Annotated in this window: 15 protein-coding genes and 1 pseudogene; 10 read left to right on the top strand and 6 right to left on the bottom strand. The window is 61.7% G+C overall.

Annotated elements, in window-relative coordinates; all coding sequences use genetic code 11:
• Positions 1-34: 34 nt before the first annotated feature.
• Complete coding sequence (locus tag AC5ZFO_RS40440) at positions 35-409, bottom strand: nuclear transport factor 2 family protein (protein ID WP_282524578.1); 375 nt, start codon at positions 407-409, stop codon at positions 35-37.
• Between the two features lie 788 nt (positions 410-1,197).
• Between AC5ZFO_RS40440 and AC5ZFO_RS40435 the strand changes: the two genes are divergently transcribed.
• Positions 1,198-1,446, top strand: coding sequence for a hypothetical protein (locus AC5ZFO_RS40435; RefSeq protein ID WP_014493719.1), 249 nt, complete (start codon positions 1,198-1,200; stop codon positions 1,444-1,446).
• Between the two features lie 38 nt (positions 1,447-1,484).
• Here AC5ZFO_RS40435 and AC5ZFO_RS40430 read toward each other — a convergent pair whose 3' ends face one another.
• Together AC5ZFO_RS40430 and AC5ZFO_RS40425 are read right to left on the bottom strand one after the other, a co-directional pair.
• Entirely contained in the window at positions 1,485-1,679 is a 195-nt protein-coding gene (locus tag AC5ZFO_RS40430) for a hypothetical protein (RefSeq protein WP_282524579.1), read from the bottom strand.
• On the bottom strand, positions 1,676-1,876 hold the full coding sequence (locus tag AC5ZFO_RS40425; protein WP_282524580.1) for a hypothetical protein: 201 nt from the start codon (positions 1,874-1,876) through the stop codon (positions 1,676-1,678). Before AC5ZFO_RS40425 ends, AC5ZFO_RS40430 begins: the two co-directional genes overlap by 4 nt.
• Positions 1,877-2,274: 398 nt before the next feature.
• On the opposite strand from AC5ZFO_RS40425, the gene AC5ZFO_RS40420 reads away from it, so the two are divergent.
• Positions 2,275-3,051 (top strand): DUF4261 domain-containing protein, encoded by a 777-nt coding sequence (locus AC5ZFO_RS40420; protein WP_282524581.1) that lies wholly within the window; start codon positions 2,275-2,277, stop codon positions 3,049-3,051.
• Between the two features lie 316 nt (positions 3,052-3,367).
• Positions 3,368-3,985 (top strand): imm11 family protein, encoded by a 618-nt coding sequence (locus tag AC5ZFO_RS40415; protein WP_282524582.1) that lies wholly within the window; start codon positions 3,368-3,370, stop codon positions 3,983-3,985.
• A 222-nt stretch (positions 3,986-4,207) separates the two neighbouring features.
• Here AC5ZFO_RS40415 and AC5ZFO_RS40410 read toward each other — a convergent pair whose 3' ends face one another.
• A complete protein-coding gene (locus AC5ZFO_RS40410) occupies positions 4,208-5,737 on the bottom strand; it encodes an FAD-dependent monooxygenase (RefSeq protein ID WP_496123617.1) in 1,530 nt (509 codons plus the stop codon).
• Positions 5,738-5,977: 240 nt separating this feature from the next.
• Positions 5,978-6,322 (bottom strand): response regulator, encoded by a 345-nt coding sequence (locus AC5ZFO_RS40405; protein WP_282524584.1) that lies wholly within the window; start codon positions 6,320-6,322, stop codon positions 5,978-5,980.
• A 79-nt stretch (positions 6,323-6,401) separates the two neighbouring features.
• On the opposite strand from AC5ZFO_RS40405, the gene AC5ZFO_RS40400 reads away from it, so the two are divergent.
• From AC5ZFO_RS40400 to AC5ZFO_RS40370, 7 genes and pseudogenes are all read left to right on the top strand, one after another.
• Positions 6,402-6,560, top strand: a complete 159-nt coding sequence (locus AC5ZFO_RS40400) for a hypothetical protein (protein ID WP_282524585.1) — start codon at positions 6,402-6,404, stop codon at positions 6,558-6,560.
• Between the two features lie 335 nt (positions 6,561-6,895).
• Positions 6,896-7,090, top strand: a pseudogene (locus tag AC5ZFO_RS40395) (hypothetical protein); the annotation flags it as partial.
• Positions 7,087-7,386: a hypothetical protein gene (locus AC5ZFO_RS40390; protein ID WP_282524586.1), complete on the top strand. Its 300-nt coding sequence runs from the start codon at positions 7,087-7,089 to the stop codon at positions 7,384-7,386. The pseudogene AC5ZFO_RS40395 and the gene AC5ZFO_RS40390, both read left to right, overlap by 4 nt.
• Before the next feature lie 63 nt (positions 7,387-7,449).
• Positions 7,450-7,878 (top strand): GNAT family N-acetyltransferase, encoded by a 429-nt coding sequence (locus AC5ZFO_RS40385; protein ID WP_282524677.1) that lies wholly within the window; start codon positions 7,450-7,452, stop codon positions 7,876-7,878.
• A gap of 235 nt (positions 7,879-8,113) precedes the next feature.
• The gene (locus AC5ZFO_RS40380; RefSeq protein ID WP_282524587.1) at positions 8,114-9,382 is read left to right on the top strand and encodes a CaiB/BaiF CoA transferase family protein; all 1,269 of its coding nucleotides are present in this window, start codon (positions 8,114-8,116) and stop codon (positions 9,380-9,382) included.
• Positions 9,383-9,594: 212 nt separating this feature from the next.
• On the top strand, positions 9,595-10,800 hold the full coding sequence (locus AC5ZFO_RS40375) for an acyl-CoA dehydrogenase family protein (protein WP_496123616.1): 1,206 nt from the start codon (positions 9,595-9,597) through the stop codon (positions 10,798-10,800).
• A 9-nt stretch (positions 10,801-10,809) separates the two neighbouring features.
• Positions 10,810-11,373, top strand: coding sequence for a flavin reductase family protein (locus AC5ZFO_RS40370; protein WP_282524589.1), 564 nt, complete (start codon positions 10,810-10,812; stop codon positions 11,371-11,373).
• A 24-nt stretch (positions 11,374-11,397) separates the two neighbouring features.
• Here the strand turns inward: AC5ZFO_RS40370 and AC5ZFO_RS40365 are convergent, their stop codons facing one another.
• Positions 11,398-12,306: an NAD(P)-dependent oxidoreductase gene (locus AC5ZFO_RS40365; RefSeq protein WP_282524590.1), complete on the bottom strand. Its 909-nt coding sequence runs from the start codon at positions 12,304-12,306 to the stop codon at positions 11,398-11,400.
• Positions 12,307-12,376: the final 70 nt, after the last annotated feature.

Below are 12,376 nucleotides of genomic sequence, written 5' to 3'. Positions count from 1 at the left end.
CAGATGGCAGCATCCGACTACGTGCCAATCTTCCTCAAAAACCGCTTGCATCTGGCGGGGCGTCCACAGATGAGTACACGCCCTGGTTCAAAGGCCCGCACGTCAACGAAGCAATCTGACCTGATGCATTGAAGGTGAGGATCGCGCTCACGACGCCATCGCGCGCGATATAGGAAATGGCTGCTCCATCCTCCGACGGATGGAGATCGTCCAGATGCGAAGCGGGATAATCCCTGAGACGGTCGACCCAATAGGCACGCAGGCCTTGCCGGGTCGAAATCGTCTTCATGCCGCCGCAGGCGCAATGGACGATCGCATCATCGGCATACGTTTTCAAAATGGTTTCGATGTCGCCGGCGCGATAGGCATCAAGCCAGTCAACCGCAGCGGCCATCGGGTCAAAGGACATGTTTCCTACCTACGTGCCGTCAGGGCCCGAGGTTTAGGGCTGGCGACATGAACTCGAGGTGAAGATCACCTTTCGTTTGTTCATGATTTATTTCTATATCCCCGTCGGCGCCTTCGCGGGGTGTCAAAGCAAAGGGCCGCTGTCTTGGACAGCGGCCCCTCATGCTTCCGGGTTTCAATAATTCCGAAATGAAATGCCTCGACCAGCTCCCCGGGTTGCCATCTTTTCCCGGTTAACAAATCCTTACCATAACAAATGTGGACCAGACCGGTGAATTTCCCAGTTTCCTGATCTGCCAGCCATCCGCGGTGAGGAAGGCGGTCAGGCAGGTGGGCAGCGGCTGAAGAAAGTGAAGAAGAGGCTGCGAAGTTGCCGGTCCACTTTAGGAACTTCCAGCTCCAAACTCCATTTGGGATTATGGCCGGCACACCGCCGATCGCCGGCCGGAAATGGCGGCTCCGGCGCCCCCAGCCCCCCGTCCCGCGCCGGGGCCGTTTTCACGAGTTCGGGCTGATCGGACAAACACCGGCAGAACGGCATCATCACCCATCATCGAAAGGTCTGGAGATCGTTTTCGGTCCCGACGAAACACGCCTGAAACATTGCTGAAACCCGATTGTCCTGAACGCCGCGCCCGTTGGCCCCGACCAACGGAGCGTGAAGGAGACAAGTCATGATCCAGGTCGGTTCGAAGGAAGAAATCGCGTTTCTGCTGGCGCTGTTCGGCACGCACACCCAGACGGTCAAGCGACCGAAGCCGAAATCGCAGCAACGCTGAAGGCTGAGCCATGCCCGGTTTGGCCGATTGCCAGAGCCTCTTGCGTCTCTTGATCGCAAGGGGCGATCCGAGGGCCATTCCGCTCGCCAAAGGCGCCATCGATCAATATTTGAACACCGCGCCGGCCAGCCTGCGCGGGCGCGGCCTGCGCGTGCTCCAGCGCGACGCGCTCGACCAGCACGGTGCCGCGGTCGGGGTGCAGCGCTCCTTCGCCGAGACGGTGGACGCCTATATCGAGCGCAAGCTTGCGGAGGAGTGACACCTTCCGGTGCGGCGGCTCAGGTGCGTGGCTGCCGGTCAGGCTGCGACGGGCGGCGTGGCTTGCGTCAACAGCCCGATCTTCCGGTCGAGATGCCAGACCTCGACGTTGCCCCGGCGCGTGAACTGTTGTGCGACGCGAAGCGCGGCCACATCGGAGTCAGCCTCGAACGCTTCGGCGGAGAGAAACACGCCGTTCTCGCCGACCAGATACGCGCGGTATTGCCGGGTCATGTCGGCGGCCTCAGGCCGGGCGAATGCAGCCAGGACTCGATCTGGATGGCCGTCTCGTCCTGTCGCGCCCGGCGCAGCAGGATCTCGCGGCGCCGCCCCGGCGCAAGCGCCTGGGCCTCGTCGCGAAGGCGTGCGGCCTCGTCTGCGAGCCGCTCGTGGAGAGTTTTGGACTGTTTGAAACGACGCCGCCTCAGCATGACGCTGCTCCCTCGTTCGAGTGGGGCGGGAGCGCAACTGGCGTTCTCATCACCGACCGATGCCACGTGCCGCGCGGTGATGGCTGACTGTATGCCTGTCCCCGGCAGGCGTCTGCAACATTTGATACATTCCTCCGGAAATCTCGAGCGTCCGTCGCGGCGAGGTTCTAGTCCCTTGATCCGGGGGCCGTCAGCCCCGACAAGTCGAGCGCGAACACGCTGCCAGGCCGCGAGCTCGCATGCATGGGCTTTCGCACATCGCTCGGAACAGCAAAAGCGTGGAGTACGGGGCGAGCATGCGTTGACATCGTTCTCGTTATGTTCTAGTTGAGGTCAACTCAACCTATGAGCGAGCCGTGATTGATGGTCACGCTTCGAAACTTACCTGAGGCGGCCGAATGAGTAAGTCGTTTCTTGCCTTGGTCTTGTTGGAGACGCCTGCAACTCCGGACATGGCCGCGCTTGCCGAGGCTATTCGGGCGCGACATCCCGAACTGCCGATGGAGGTGGAAGGAGGCGGCGAGGGGAGCGGTCGCCAGGGTTCGCCGCTCCTTCGCTGTGGCAACGAACTCGTTGCGGTCATGTCGATGCCGGCGGCCATTCCAGAAGATCCCGGCCTGTGGTCGCGCGCTTCCGCGACATGGCCGCAGGGCAAGGCGATCGCTGCGCGGCACCGAGGGCATCTGATCGTTTCGGTGCTTGGCCAAAACCAGCGACCTTTGCCCACAGCTCGTCTGACGACTGCAGTCATCGGCGCGTTGATCGCGACCATGCCGCAATGCTGCGCTGTGGTCTGGAATGGCAAGGTCGCGCGACCTGCCGATCTATGGTTGGACTTTTCGACCCGATCGTTTGCGCCGTTTCCCGACTGCCCTTCCTCGCTGTGGGTCGACATATTGCCGTTCCGATCAGACGCAGGCATCGGCGCGGTAACGATGGGGCTGTCGGCATTTGCCGAGCGTGAAATTGAGTTCGAGACTCGCAAGCTGGCGCTTGCCACCTTGATCGAAAAAGTGGATGGCCTAGCCGTCTATCTGGTCGAGCACGGACTTGTGGTCAAAGACGGTGATACGTTTGGTGGCAGCGCGCGTGAGCGCTTCACAGTTCGCTACAAGAACTCCGATCAATTCGGCGGTTTGCCTGTGTTGTTCTGTAGCGACGGTTCGGCACGATAGAGAGAGTTGATACGAAAGGAGTTGCGATCGCGCCGTTTGAGATCGGTCGTTTGACACGTCGGGCAAAACACTGGCAGAATGGCATCATCGAGATGAGTTTGGATCGAGCCCGCGGGGGTACCGCGGGCTTTTTTGTTGGCAGTTGATGGTAGTTCTACGCCGCGTCTCGACGCGCATGATGGTCATGGGTACGAAACGACGACCCAACGCGCGAAAGCAGCGCTACTACGAAGTCGATTGCTTTTGTCTTCCGTACCGACGGTTTGGCGTAATGAGTGTGAGGAGCCGAGCGCATATTCGCAGGGAGGAATGATTCATGGCTGCGTCCCCTACTGAACGACGAAAGCCGAAGGCGCCGAAACTCTATCGTGTCGGGCTGGATTTCAGAATTCACTCGCCCCCCGGTTTGCAAATGGAAAATATCGTGGTCCTGAGCGGAAACCGCCCGCTGATGTCACCGCGAGGCAAACGATGCTTTCCTCCGCTGTCCGAGCCGCCACGATTGCTTATCGATAAATCTCTCGGGCGGCCGCCGGTCGATTGGGAGCTATTTCACGACCTTTGGCTCGTATCAGATCGGATGAAGAGCGTTCTGGAGGCCGTGGATAGAGAGGGTGTGGCGTTCTTGAAGTGCGAAACGCGGTCACTGAATGGAGCTGCGCCGGTTTATTGGCTTGGCGATATCGTGCGCCAACTCGATGTCATCGACGAGGAAAAGTCGAACGTCGAAATCCTGGATGATGGGACAGATTTCAGGCGGTACAGTAACGTGGCGATTTCCAGCTTTGTCTTCAGAGAGGAGGCCATCGGTTCTGCTCATATTTTCCGGCCACGCTTTCTGGAGACGAGGATTATTTGCGACCAAGCAATGAAGGACGCCTGCAAGGCTGCCGGTCTTAGAGGCCTACGCTTCGGAGATCCCTACGGCAATTAAAAGAACCTTCGTCCCTAGTGTCTTCACGTCGAGATTCGTGGAAGATCTGGCTTTGTCTGTTGCTTCGGCCGGAGTGAAGGCGTCGAAGTCCTAGGCGCACCACGCGAGGTCGTTTGACACGTCGGGCAACACACTGGCAGAATGGCATCATCGAGATGAGTTCGGATCAAGCCCGCGGAATCCCGCGGGCTTTGTTTGTATGGCGTCTCTGACGTTCGTGCGCTACGCCACAGCCGGCGGTCCAAACCAGGTCGTCAGGGCGTCCGCAAGTCCGCGTTGGCTCTCATCTCCGACCCACGCCACATGCCCGTCGGGCCGCACGAGCACGGCTTTGGGGGCGGTGACCTGTCCGATGGCCGGAAGCTCCCATGCGCCGTTGTAGTCGGCGTCGACTGTTCCGACGCGATCTGCCCAGGGCGCGATGTTGACGCTGCCGGGCTTGCCAAAATTGAGCAACACAGCCTGTGCGCTGTGCAGCAGCGCGAAGAGTTTTCGGGGGCAGCCATCGACCGTGAGGTCGAGATCGGGGACGCGACGCCCGAGCAGTTCGTGTCCTTCGCCGAGATCATAGCGGATATCGAGTCCGCTCATCATCGCGCCAAAACGTTTGCGCGGCTCGTCCATGGCGAGCAGGTCGGACACCACATCGCGCGCAGCCTTTAGGCCGGCCTCGCCGCGGCGGAGCAGGGCGATTTGCGCCATGGTGTTGCGCAAGACGCATGCGGCGACGGGATGCCGTTCGGCGTGGTAGGTGTCGAGCAGGCCGTCGGGCGAAATGCCCCTGACCACCTGCGCCAGCTTCCAGCCGAGATTGACCGCGTCCTGCACGCCGGTGTTGAGGCCTTGTCCGCCGACGGAGTGATGGATATGCGCGGCATCGCCGGCGAGCAGCACGCGCTCCCGGCGATAGGACACGGCCTGGCGCGCCGCATCGGTGAAGCGGGAGATCCAGGCGGGATTTTGGACCCCGAAGTCGGTGCCATACACGGCGACGAGCGCATCGCTGAGATCGCGCAAGCCGGGTTCGCCGGTGCGGTCGAGCGTCGCTTCCGTCACGACGACCAGCACGCGACCGCTCTCCGCTTTGCTGAGACCATGAAAGCCGATGGCGTCGTGGCGGAGGCCCCACGCCGGCTCGTCGCGCATCTCGACTTCGGCCATGAGATTGCTGAGCGTCGGATCGGAGCCCACGAAATCGATGCCGGCCTTCTTACGCACCAGGCTGCGACCGCCGTCGCAGCCGACGAGATAGCTTGCGCGCAATGTCTTGCCGCCGGAGAGCGCAACGTCGATACCGGTCGCGTCCTGAACGAAGCCCGTTACCTCGGAGTTTCGATAGATCGGCACCGCGAGCTCCTCGACGCAGTCGGCCAAGATGCGCTCGATGTGGCTCTGCCGCAGCGCGAGGCCATAAGCGTGCCGGGTGGGGAGATCGCCGATGTCGAGCCTGGTCCAGGCGAAGCCCGCGAGCTGGGTGACTTGCCCCTCCCGCAGGAAGCGCTCCGCGATGCCGCGCTGATCGAGGATTTCGATGGTACGCGCGTGCAATCCGCCGGCCCGCGTGCCGACGAGCTCCTGATCCGCGCGCCGCTCGACCACCGCGACGTCGACATCCGCCAGCGCCAGCTCGGCGGCCAGCATCAACCCGGTCGGGCCGCCGCCGGCGATCACCACGGCATGGTGGCTCGCGCGGATGGCGCCGGCCCGCTCGGAACGGCCGCGCGGCCGGGACGACGGAAGCAATACAGGCATGTGGACCCCCTCGAGTTGCTGCTTTGGATGGTCATTGGGTCGGGGGTTCTACGGCAGGGCGGGGGGCTTGAAGCAAGCCCCTTGCGCACCACATATCAAAGTGGGAGGGAGGGCTCCTTCTTCCGCGTTCGCCGCGTTGACACGTCGGGCAAAACACCGGCAGAATGGCATCATCGACATGAGTTTGGTTCGACCCGCGCGGGAGCCCCCGCCGCGGGTTTTCTTCTGGGCATCTTGCGTTCAGCGAACGCCGATGGTTCGCTGCATGGTGTCGGCGAGCTCCTCGAACGAAAACGGTTTTCTAATCATTGGCAGGCCCCCGCGCCGCGGTTCGCGCCCCGATAATTGCAGGATATTCAATCCCGGGCGTAGCCGCTTCGCCAGTTCGGCCAGTTCGTGACCATCCATGCCCGGCATATTGATGTCCGTGATGAGGATGGAGATGTTCTCGTTCTGCCCGAGCCGATCGAGCGCATCCCGCCCGCTTTGGGCGCTTGTCACCTCGCAGCCGAGATCTTCCAGCATGCCCACGATGACGTCGAGGACGCCGGGATCGTCGTCAACAACCAGTACGGTGTGGCTCATCGCATGCACGTTCCTTTGACTGAAGGAATAAACGCGCCGCTCTTCGGGTAAGTTCCGGCACGGTGCGGTCGAACGAGGAATGTTTGACACGTCGGGCAAAACACTGGCAGAATGGCATCATCGAAAGACGTTTGGTTCGGCCCGCGCGGATCCGCAGCGGGCTTTTTTGTTTCTGTTTGGCGTGACGATCTCACTCAAGACAAGGTTTGACACGTCGGGCAAAACACCGGCAGAATGACATCATCGAGACGAGTTTGGTTCACCCGCGCCGGAAGCATCCGCCGCGGGTTTTTTCGTCTCGATTTCAGATCGGACGGTGGCCGCGCATCCGGCCACGCACTCGCTAGATCACGTTAAGGGAGCGCCGATTGGCGCGCCGCCGTCCGTACCATTGCTGGCCGTGCACGCGCGAACGTGCCGGTCCGCGGCGCCGGGCCTGTTGCTCGCGCCGCTGCGGTCTCCGGACACGGAGATAGGGTTCGCGCCCGAAACGATCGCGGCTTCGTCACGCGATCTGCCGCGCATTTTCTTTTTTCGTGGAGAGACGATGACCGCCCATCTGATATCGCTCGCACTTGGGAGCCGGACAAGTTGATGGGTTACTGCGTCGCTCTCTACTTTGCGAAGCTCCTGATCTTCGACAAGGTTCTCGGCCTCGGAACGACGGACCCTCTGGCGGGATTTGCGGCGATCACGGCCAATCTGGTGGTCTCCTTCTACTTCGCCAAGCGTGGTTTCGAGAACGTTGCAAGGATCATCAAGCGGTGAAGATGCCAGATGAAGAAATCAGGGCGATAGTTGCCGAGACACTGGCAGAGCAACACAGGCTGCAACAGGAGAGTGTCGATGCAATCGTTTTGAAGGCCGTCGCATCGGTGCTGGCTTCCTTCGGAATCGAAGATGACGATCGAAAGGAACTAAGGGCCGATTTCCAGCATCTGCGGAGGTGGCGAAAGAGCGTGGAGCAGGCGCAGAGCTACACCTTCAAGGCCGTTATCACGGTGATCGCGACCGGACTGATGGGCGCCGTCTGGCTAGGCGTTAAGGTCGTACTGGGCAAGTGAGCCGCCACGGTGACGACATGGCTGCACTTGCACTCACGCTATTTCCCGCAAACGGGCCGTCTCATGTACAGAATTCGTATCGTCGATGCATCCGATGACGACCTCGTCGACACGTTGGCTGATCTGCATCAGCTGACGTTCTTCGATGCGGCGGCCATGCCGCAATTCGAGTTGGGAGCGTGGTGGCTTGCCTATCATGGCGATGAGGCGGTCGCCTTTGCCGGCGTCATGCCGTCGACGCACGTTCGAAACGGCGGCTACTTCTCCAGGGTCGGCGTGTTGCAACGGCATTGGGGGCGCGGCCTTCAGCGCAGGTTGATGCGTGTGGTCGAGGCGAGGGGACGGCGTATCGGATGGGACAGCGTCGTCTCTGACACGACGGACAATCCAGTCTCTGCGAATAACTTCATCCAGGCGGGTTATCGTCTCTTCGAACCTGAGGCTCCTTGGGCCTGGGCGCATACGCTTTATTGGCGAAAGTGGCTTCGCTGAGCAGGGTTTCCCGTCGTGCGGAACGTGTTTTACAACGTCAAATGGCCAGCGCTAGACGTCGCACGACCTTGTACATGCAGAATGTCCGACGGCCCGGCAGCTTGACGGCTGCCGGGCCCTTTTTGCGTATTGAAGCGATGCGGCTGAGGCACTTGCGAAGTCGGAGGCGCCGGGCTTTAAGTTTGGTCTTGCAGGAAATTCGGCGACCATAAGCCGATGCAAGGGAGCGCCGTCGATGCCCACCAAGCCTCAATTACCGGAACGTTCGTCGCGGGCGACGGGCGCGCCTACCGCGCTCGACGGTCTCTTGGTCGTCGATTTCACGCGCATAGTGGCGGGGCCGGCCTGCACGCAGACGCTTGCCGATTTCGGTGCACGCGTCATCAAGATCGAGAATCCCGATGGCGGCGACGATACGCGCGCTTATGAACACGCCGAAATCGGCGGCGAAAGCGCCGCTTATCTGAGCTTGAATCGCAACAAGCGCGGTATCGCGCTCGACCTGACCGTGCCGCAGGCCCGCGAGATCGCACTGGACCTGATCAGGAAGGCGGATGTGGTCGTGGAGAATTTTTCGAGCGGGGTCATGAAGAAATTCGGCCTCGACTACGAGGCGGTCGCGCCGCTCAACCCGCGGCTGGTCTATTGCTCGATTTCCGCTTACGGACGCACCGGACCGTTCGCTTCGCGGCCTGGCTTCGATCCCATCACGCAGGCGGAAAGCGGCTTCATGTCGCTCAATGGGTTTGCCGATGGGCCGGCGGTTCGTACCGGCCCGCCGATCGTGGACATGGCGACGGGGATGTCCGCCTGCAACGCCATCCTGCTGGCGCTATTGGCGCGCGATCGGCTCGGCCGTGGGCAGCATGTCGAGGTCGCCCTGTTCGACGTCGCCATGGGCATGACCGGCTTTTACGGCATGGCCTATCTGATCAACGGCGAAAACCCTGGCCGGTTCGGCAATTCGCCGAGCGGGTCCCCCACTGTCGGTGTCTATGAAGCTTCCGATGGGCCGCTTTACATGGCCTGCGCCAATGACCGGCTCTATCGCCGGCTGGTGGTCGAGGTGCTGAACCGGCCCGATTTGATCGCTGATCCGCAGTTCGCGTCACGCAAAGCGCGCTCCGAGAACAAGGAGCTCCTGCGGGCAGCCATTGCAGAGGTCTTCGCGAGCGATACCCTCGAGAATTGGATGGCAAGGATGAAGCTGGCCAATATTCCGGTCGGCTATCTCCGAACGGTCGAAGAGGGGTTCAATGCGCCCGAGGCTCGCCAGCGCCATCGCCTGAACAGAATTCCGCACCGTACGGCAGAGTGGATCCCCAATATCGAACCTCCGATCAATATGAGCCTGACGGGAGCGATTGATCCCGTCGCTGCGCCCCTGTTAGGCGAGCATACCGAAGACGTCCTGCGTGATACGCTCGGTTACGACGAGCGCCGGATTTCGGAGTTCACTCAGAAGGGCGTCTTTGGATCAGGCAAGCCATCGACCTCAGGCTAAGCCTGAGCGGTCGGCTCCGTGGAGCCAGGCATCGCAAAGCTTGCGGAAGGCTGCTTCGAGAAGACGGTATACGCGACATCGCATTCCTGCGGACAGCCGGGGTGCAGAGCGACCACGCAACGTTAATCCTGCCCAGCTTGATTTGGCGAAGTTCCCGCCGCATAACTATGTGAAAGCGAGGGACTCGAATGGCGCCTGGTCAAGAGCCGAGCATGGGCCAGCCGACGGGGCGGGAAGCCGGCGAACATGCCTATGCGGCAATGATCGCGAGGACCCGGGCGCTGGTGCCGCGGCTGCGAGAGCGGGCTGCCCGCACGGAGGAACTGCGGCATCTTCCGACGGAAACCGAGAAGGATCTCCACGACGCCGGCCTGTTCCGCATGCTGCAGCCGAAGCGCATCGGCGGTGCCGAGCTTGACTATGTCGCTCTTGTCGACTGCGCCGAACTGCTGGGAATGGCGGATGCGTCAGTGGCGTGGAATCTCGCTAACCTGGCAAGCCACCATTGGATGCTCGGCATGTTCGCGCAAAAGGCGCAGGATTTAGTCTGGGACCCCGATCCGGACGCGCTGATTGCGTCCTCGTTCATTTTTCCTGCCGGACGCGCCACGAGGGTCGAGGGCGGCTACCGGTTGCACGGCAGCTGGCCGTTCTCCTCCGGCGTTGCCTCCTGCGAATGGAACATGCTTGCAAGCGTCGTTTACTCCGACGACGAGGCGGACGGCATCGAGTATCGAATCTTTCTGCTGCCGAAGGGCGATTACAAGGTGTTGGACACCTGGAATGTCGCGGGCCTGCGCGGGACGGGGTCCTGCGACGTCGAAGTCAGGGACGCTTTCGTGCCCGACTTTATGACGGTCGCGGTTGGCGATCTTGCGGGCGGCCCGACGCCGGGAAGCAAGGTCAATCCCAATCCGCTGTATGCGCTACCCGTGTTCTCGCTGTTTCCCTACGTCCTCTCCGGCGTCGCGCTGGGGAACGCGCAAGTATGCCTCGACGATTATGCGGAGGTCGCGCGTCATCGCATCTCGACCTACAACCGTGCCAAGCTCAGCGACTTTCAAAGCACGCAAATCAAGATCGCGGAGGCTTCGGCCAAGATCGACGCTGCGCGCCTGATCATGCGTTCGGCCTGCGTCAATGCAATGGAGGATGCAAGGCGCGGTCGTATTCCTGATATGGCGACCAAGACCAGATATCGTCGCGATGGAGCATTTTCGGTGAATCTGTGCACCGACGCGGTCTCGATGCTGTTTGCGGCGAGCGGAGCGCGCGGTCTGTTCACGACGGGCGTGCTGCAGCGGCATTTCCGCGATGCGCACGCGATCAACTCGCATCTTGCGTTCAATTTTGATGCGGCCGGAACCAACTACGGACGGGTGGCTTTGGGCCTGCCGTCCGAGAATCTCACGCTGTGAGGCCGGCCGATGAATGATCTGCCGAAGCAGCCGGCCGCTCCCGACCCAGCCAATGAGCTCGCCAGCGACAGCTCGCCGATCGATCCCCGCGATTTTCGCAACGCGCTCGGTACATATGGAACGGGCGTAACGATCATCACAGCCATGGCCCCAGACGGAAAGCCCTATGGCATCACCTGCAATTCGTTCGCGTCAGTCTCTCTGAATCCCCCTCTGGTCCTCTGGAGCCTCGGATTCTATTCCTCAAGCCTCCCCGTGTTTCAGAACGCCAGCCATTTCGCCGTTCACATACTCGGCACGTCGCAGCAGGCGCTTGCGAATAAATTTGCAAAATCGTCCGAGGACAAGTTCGCCGGGATCGACTGGACCCCGGGCCTCGGGAGTGCTCCGGTGCTTGCGGAGAGTGTCGCCAACTTTCAATGCAGATCGGTTAATCGCTATTATGGCGGTGACCACGTGATCTTTCTCGGCGCGGTCGAGGCTTATGCCTACAGCGCCAAGGAGCCCCTGCTGTTTGCGCGCGGGGTGTATGGCCGGTTCCTGGCTGATGATGAACGCAAGAAGTCGCCATAAGGCGATTCAAGGACGCTCGTCGGCTCAGCGGCCTGTGGCCGAGAGCTTGTAGATTTCCAAAGCGTCCGCGTCCGCGCCGCGGGCAGCTTTGGCCAGCCTGAATATCTGTCCCGCGAGGGTCGCCATCGGCACCGGCGTTGACGTCGCCTGGGCGACATCGGCGACCGTGTCGAGATCCTTGAGCATTGTCGCGATATGGCCAAGCGGCGGCGAGTGGATGCCTTGGACCATGCGCGGCACGAAGAGCTGAAGCGGGATGGAATCCGCAAAGCCGCCGGCGAGGGCCTCGGGCAGCCGGCCTGCGTCAATTCCTGCATTCGAGGCAAGGCGCGTTGCTTCCGCCAAAACGGCCATCGCGCATCCGACGATCACCTGGTTGCAGAGTTTTGTGGTTTGGCCAGCCCCGATCGGGCCCATGTGGGTGAACCTGCGTGCCATGTGCAGCACATAGGGCCGTGCCCGCTCGATGTCAGCAGCTTCTCCGCCGGCCATGATGGCGAGCGTGCCTTCCTCTGCGCCCTTGGTGCCGCCGGACACCGGCGCATCTATCCAGCCCGCGCCATTCGCGTCCTTCAGCCGCGCTGCAAGATCGCGCGCGGCGTCGGGATGGATTGACGAGAAGTCGACGACGAGCTTGCCTGCGCCGGAAGCCGCTGCAAGACCTTCGGGTCCGAAGATCACCTTTTCGACGGCGGCGGCATCGGTCACGCACATGAAGACGATATCCGCGTTCGCCAACATGTCGCGGGGCGTGGCTGCGCGCCTGGCGCCGGCCGCGACGATCGGAGCGACCTTGCCCTCCGAACGATTCCAGACAGCGACCTGATGGCCGGCTTTGAGCAGGCGCCGGGTCATCGGCGTTCCCATCAGTCCAAGGCCGAGATAGCCGAGCCTCTCGACGCCCTGCGGGTTTGTCTTGCTCGCATCAGCCATAGGTTGCCTCCTTCTGTCGCAGCGCAAACGCCGCCTTACCATACATTGCGGGTCGGACGGCGAAACCGTC

It is taken from the genome of Bradyrhizobium sp. Unk1, from assembly GCF_059512345.1.
The sequence above is the reverse complement of the archived record's forward strand: the minus strand, read 5'-3'. Positions and strand labels throughout refer to the sequence as shown.

What these genes read in the sequence shown, in the direction of transcription:
- AC5ZFO_RS40425 (WP_282524580.1), bottom strand. Translation starts at nt 1,876, where the DNA reads ATGCTGAGGCGGCGTCGTTTCAAACAGTCCAAAACTCTCCACGAGCGG.
- AC5ZFO_RS40385 (WP_282524677.1), top strand. Translation starts at nt 7,450, where the DNA reads ATGTACAGAATTCGTATCGTCGATGCATCCGATGACGACCTCGTCGAC.
- AC5ZFO_RS40370 (WP_282524589.1), top strand. Translation starts at nt 10,810, where the DNA reads ATGAATGATCTGCCGAAGCAGCCGGCCGCTCCCGACCCAGCCAATGAG.
- AC5ZFO_RS40430 (WP_282524579.1), bottom strand. Translation starts at nt 1,679, where the DNA reads ATGACCCGGCAATACCGCGCGTATCTGGTCGGCGAGAACGGCGTGTTT.
- AC5ZFO_RS40420 (WP_282524581.1), top strand. Translation starts at nt 2,275, where the DNA reads ATGAGTAAGTCGTTTCTTGCCTTGGTCTTGTTGGAGACGCCTGCAACT.
- AC5ZFO_RS40400 (WP_282524585.1), top strand. Translation starts at nt 6,402, where the DNA reads ATGTTTGACACGTCGGGCAAAACACTGGCAGAATGGCATCATCGAAAG.
- AC5ZFO_RS40410 (WP_496123617.1), bottom strand. Translation starts at nt 5,737, where the DNA reads ATGCCTGTATTGCTTCCGTCGTCCCGGCCGCGCGGCCGTTCCGAGCGG.
- AC5ZFO_RS40365 (WP_282524590.1), bottom strand. Translation starts at nt 12,306, where the DNA reads ATGGCTGATGCGAGCAAGACAAACCCGCAGGGCGTCGAGAGGCTCGGC.
- AC5ZFO_RS40375 (WP_496123616.1), top strand. Translation starts at nt 9,595, where the DNA reads ATGGGCCAGCCGACGGGGCGGGAAGCCGGCGAACATGCCTATGCGGCA.
- AC5ZFO_RS40440 (WP_282524578.1), bottom strand. Translation starts at nt 409, where the DNA reads ATGTCCTTTGACCCGATGGCCGCTGCGGTTGACTGGCTTGATGCCTAT.
- AC5ZFO_RS40415 (WP_282524582.1), top strand. Translation starts at nt 3,368, where the DNA reads ATGGCTGCGTCCCCTACTGAACGACGAAAGCCGAAGGCGCCGAAACTC.
- AC5ZFO_RS40405 (WP_282524584.1), bottom strand. Translation starts at nt 6,322, where the DNA reads ATGAGCCACACCGTACTGGTTGTTGACGACGATCCCGGCGTCCTCGAC.
- AC5ZFO_RS40380 (WP_282524587.1), top strand. Translation starts at nt 8,114, where the DNA reads ATGCCCACCAAGCCTCAATTACCGGAACGTTCGTCGCGGGCGACGGGC.
- AC5ZFO_RS40435 (WP_014493719.1), top strand. Translation starts at nt 1,198, where the DNA reads ATGCCCGGTTTGGCCGATTGCCAGAGCCTCTTGCGTCTCTTGATCGCA.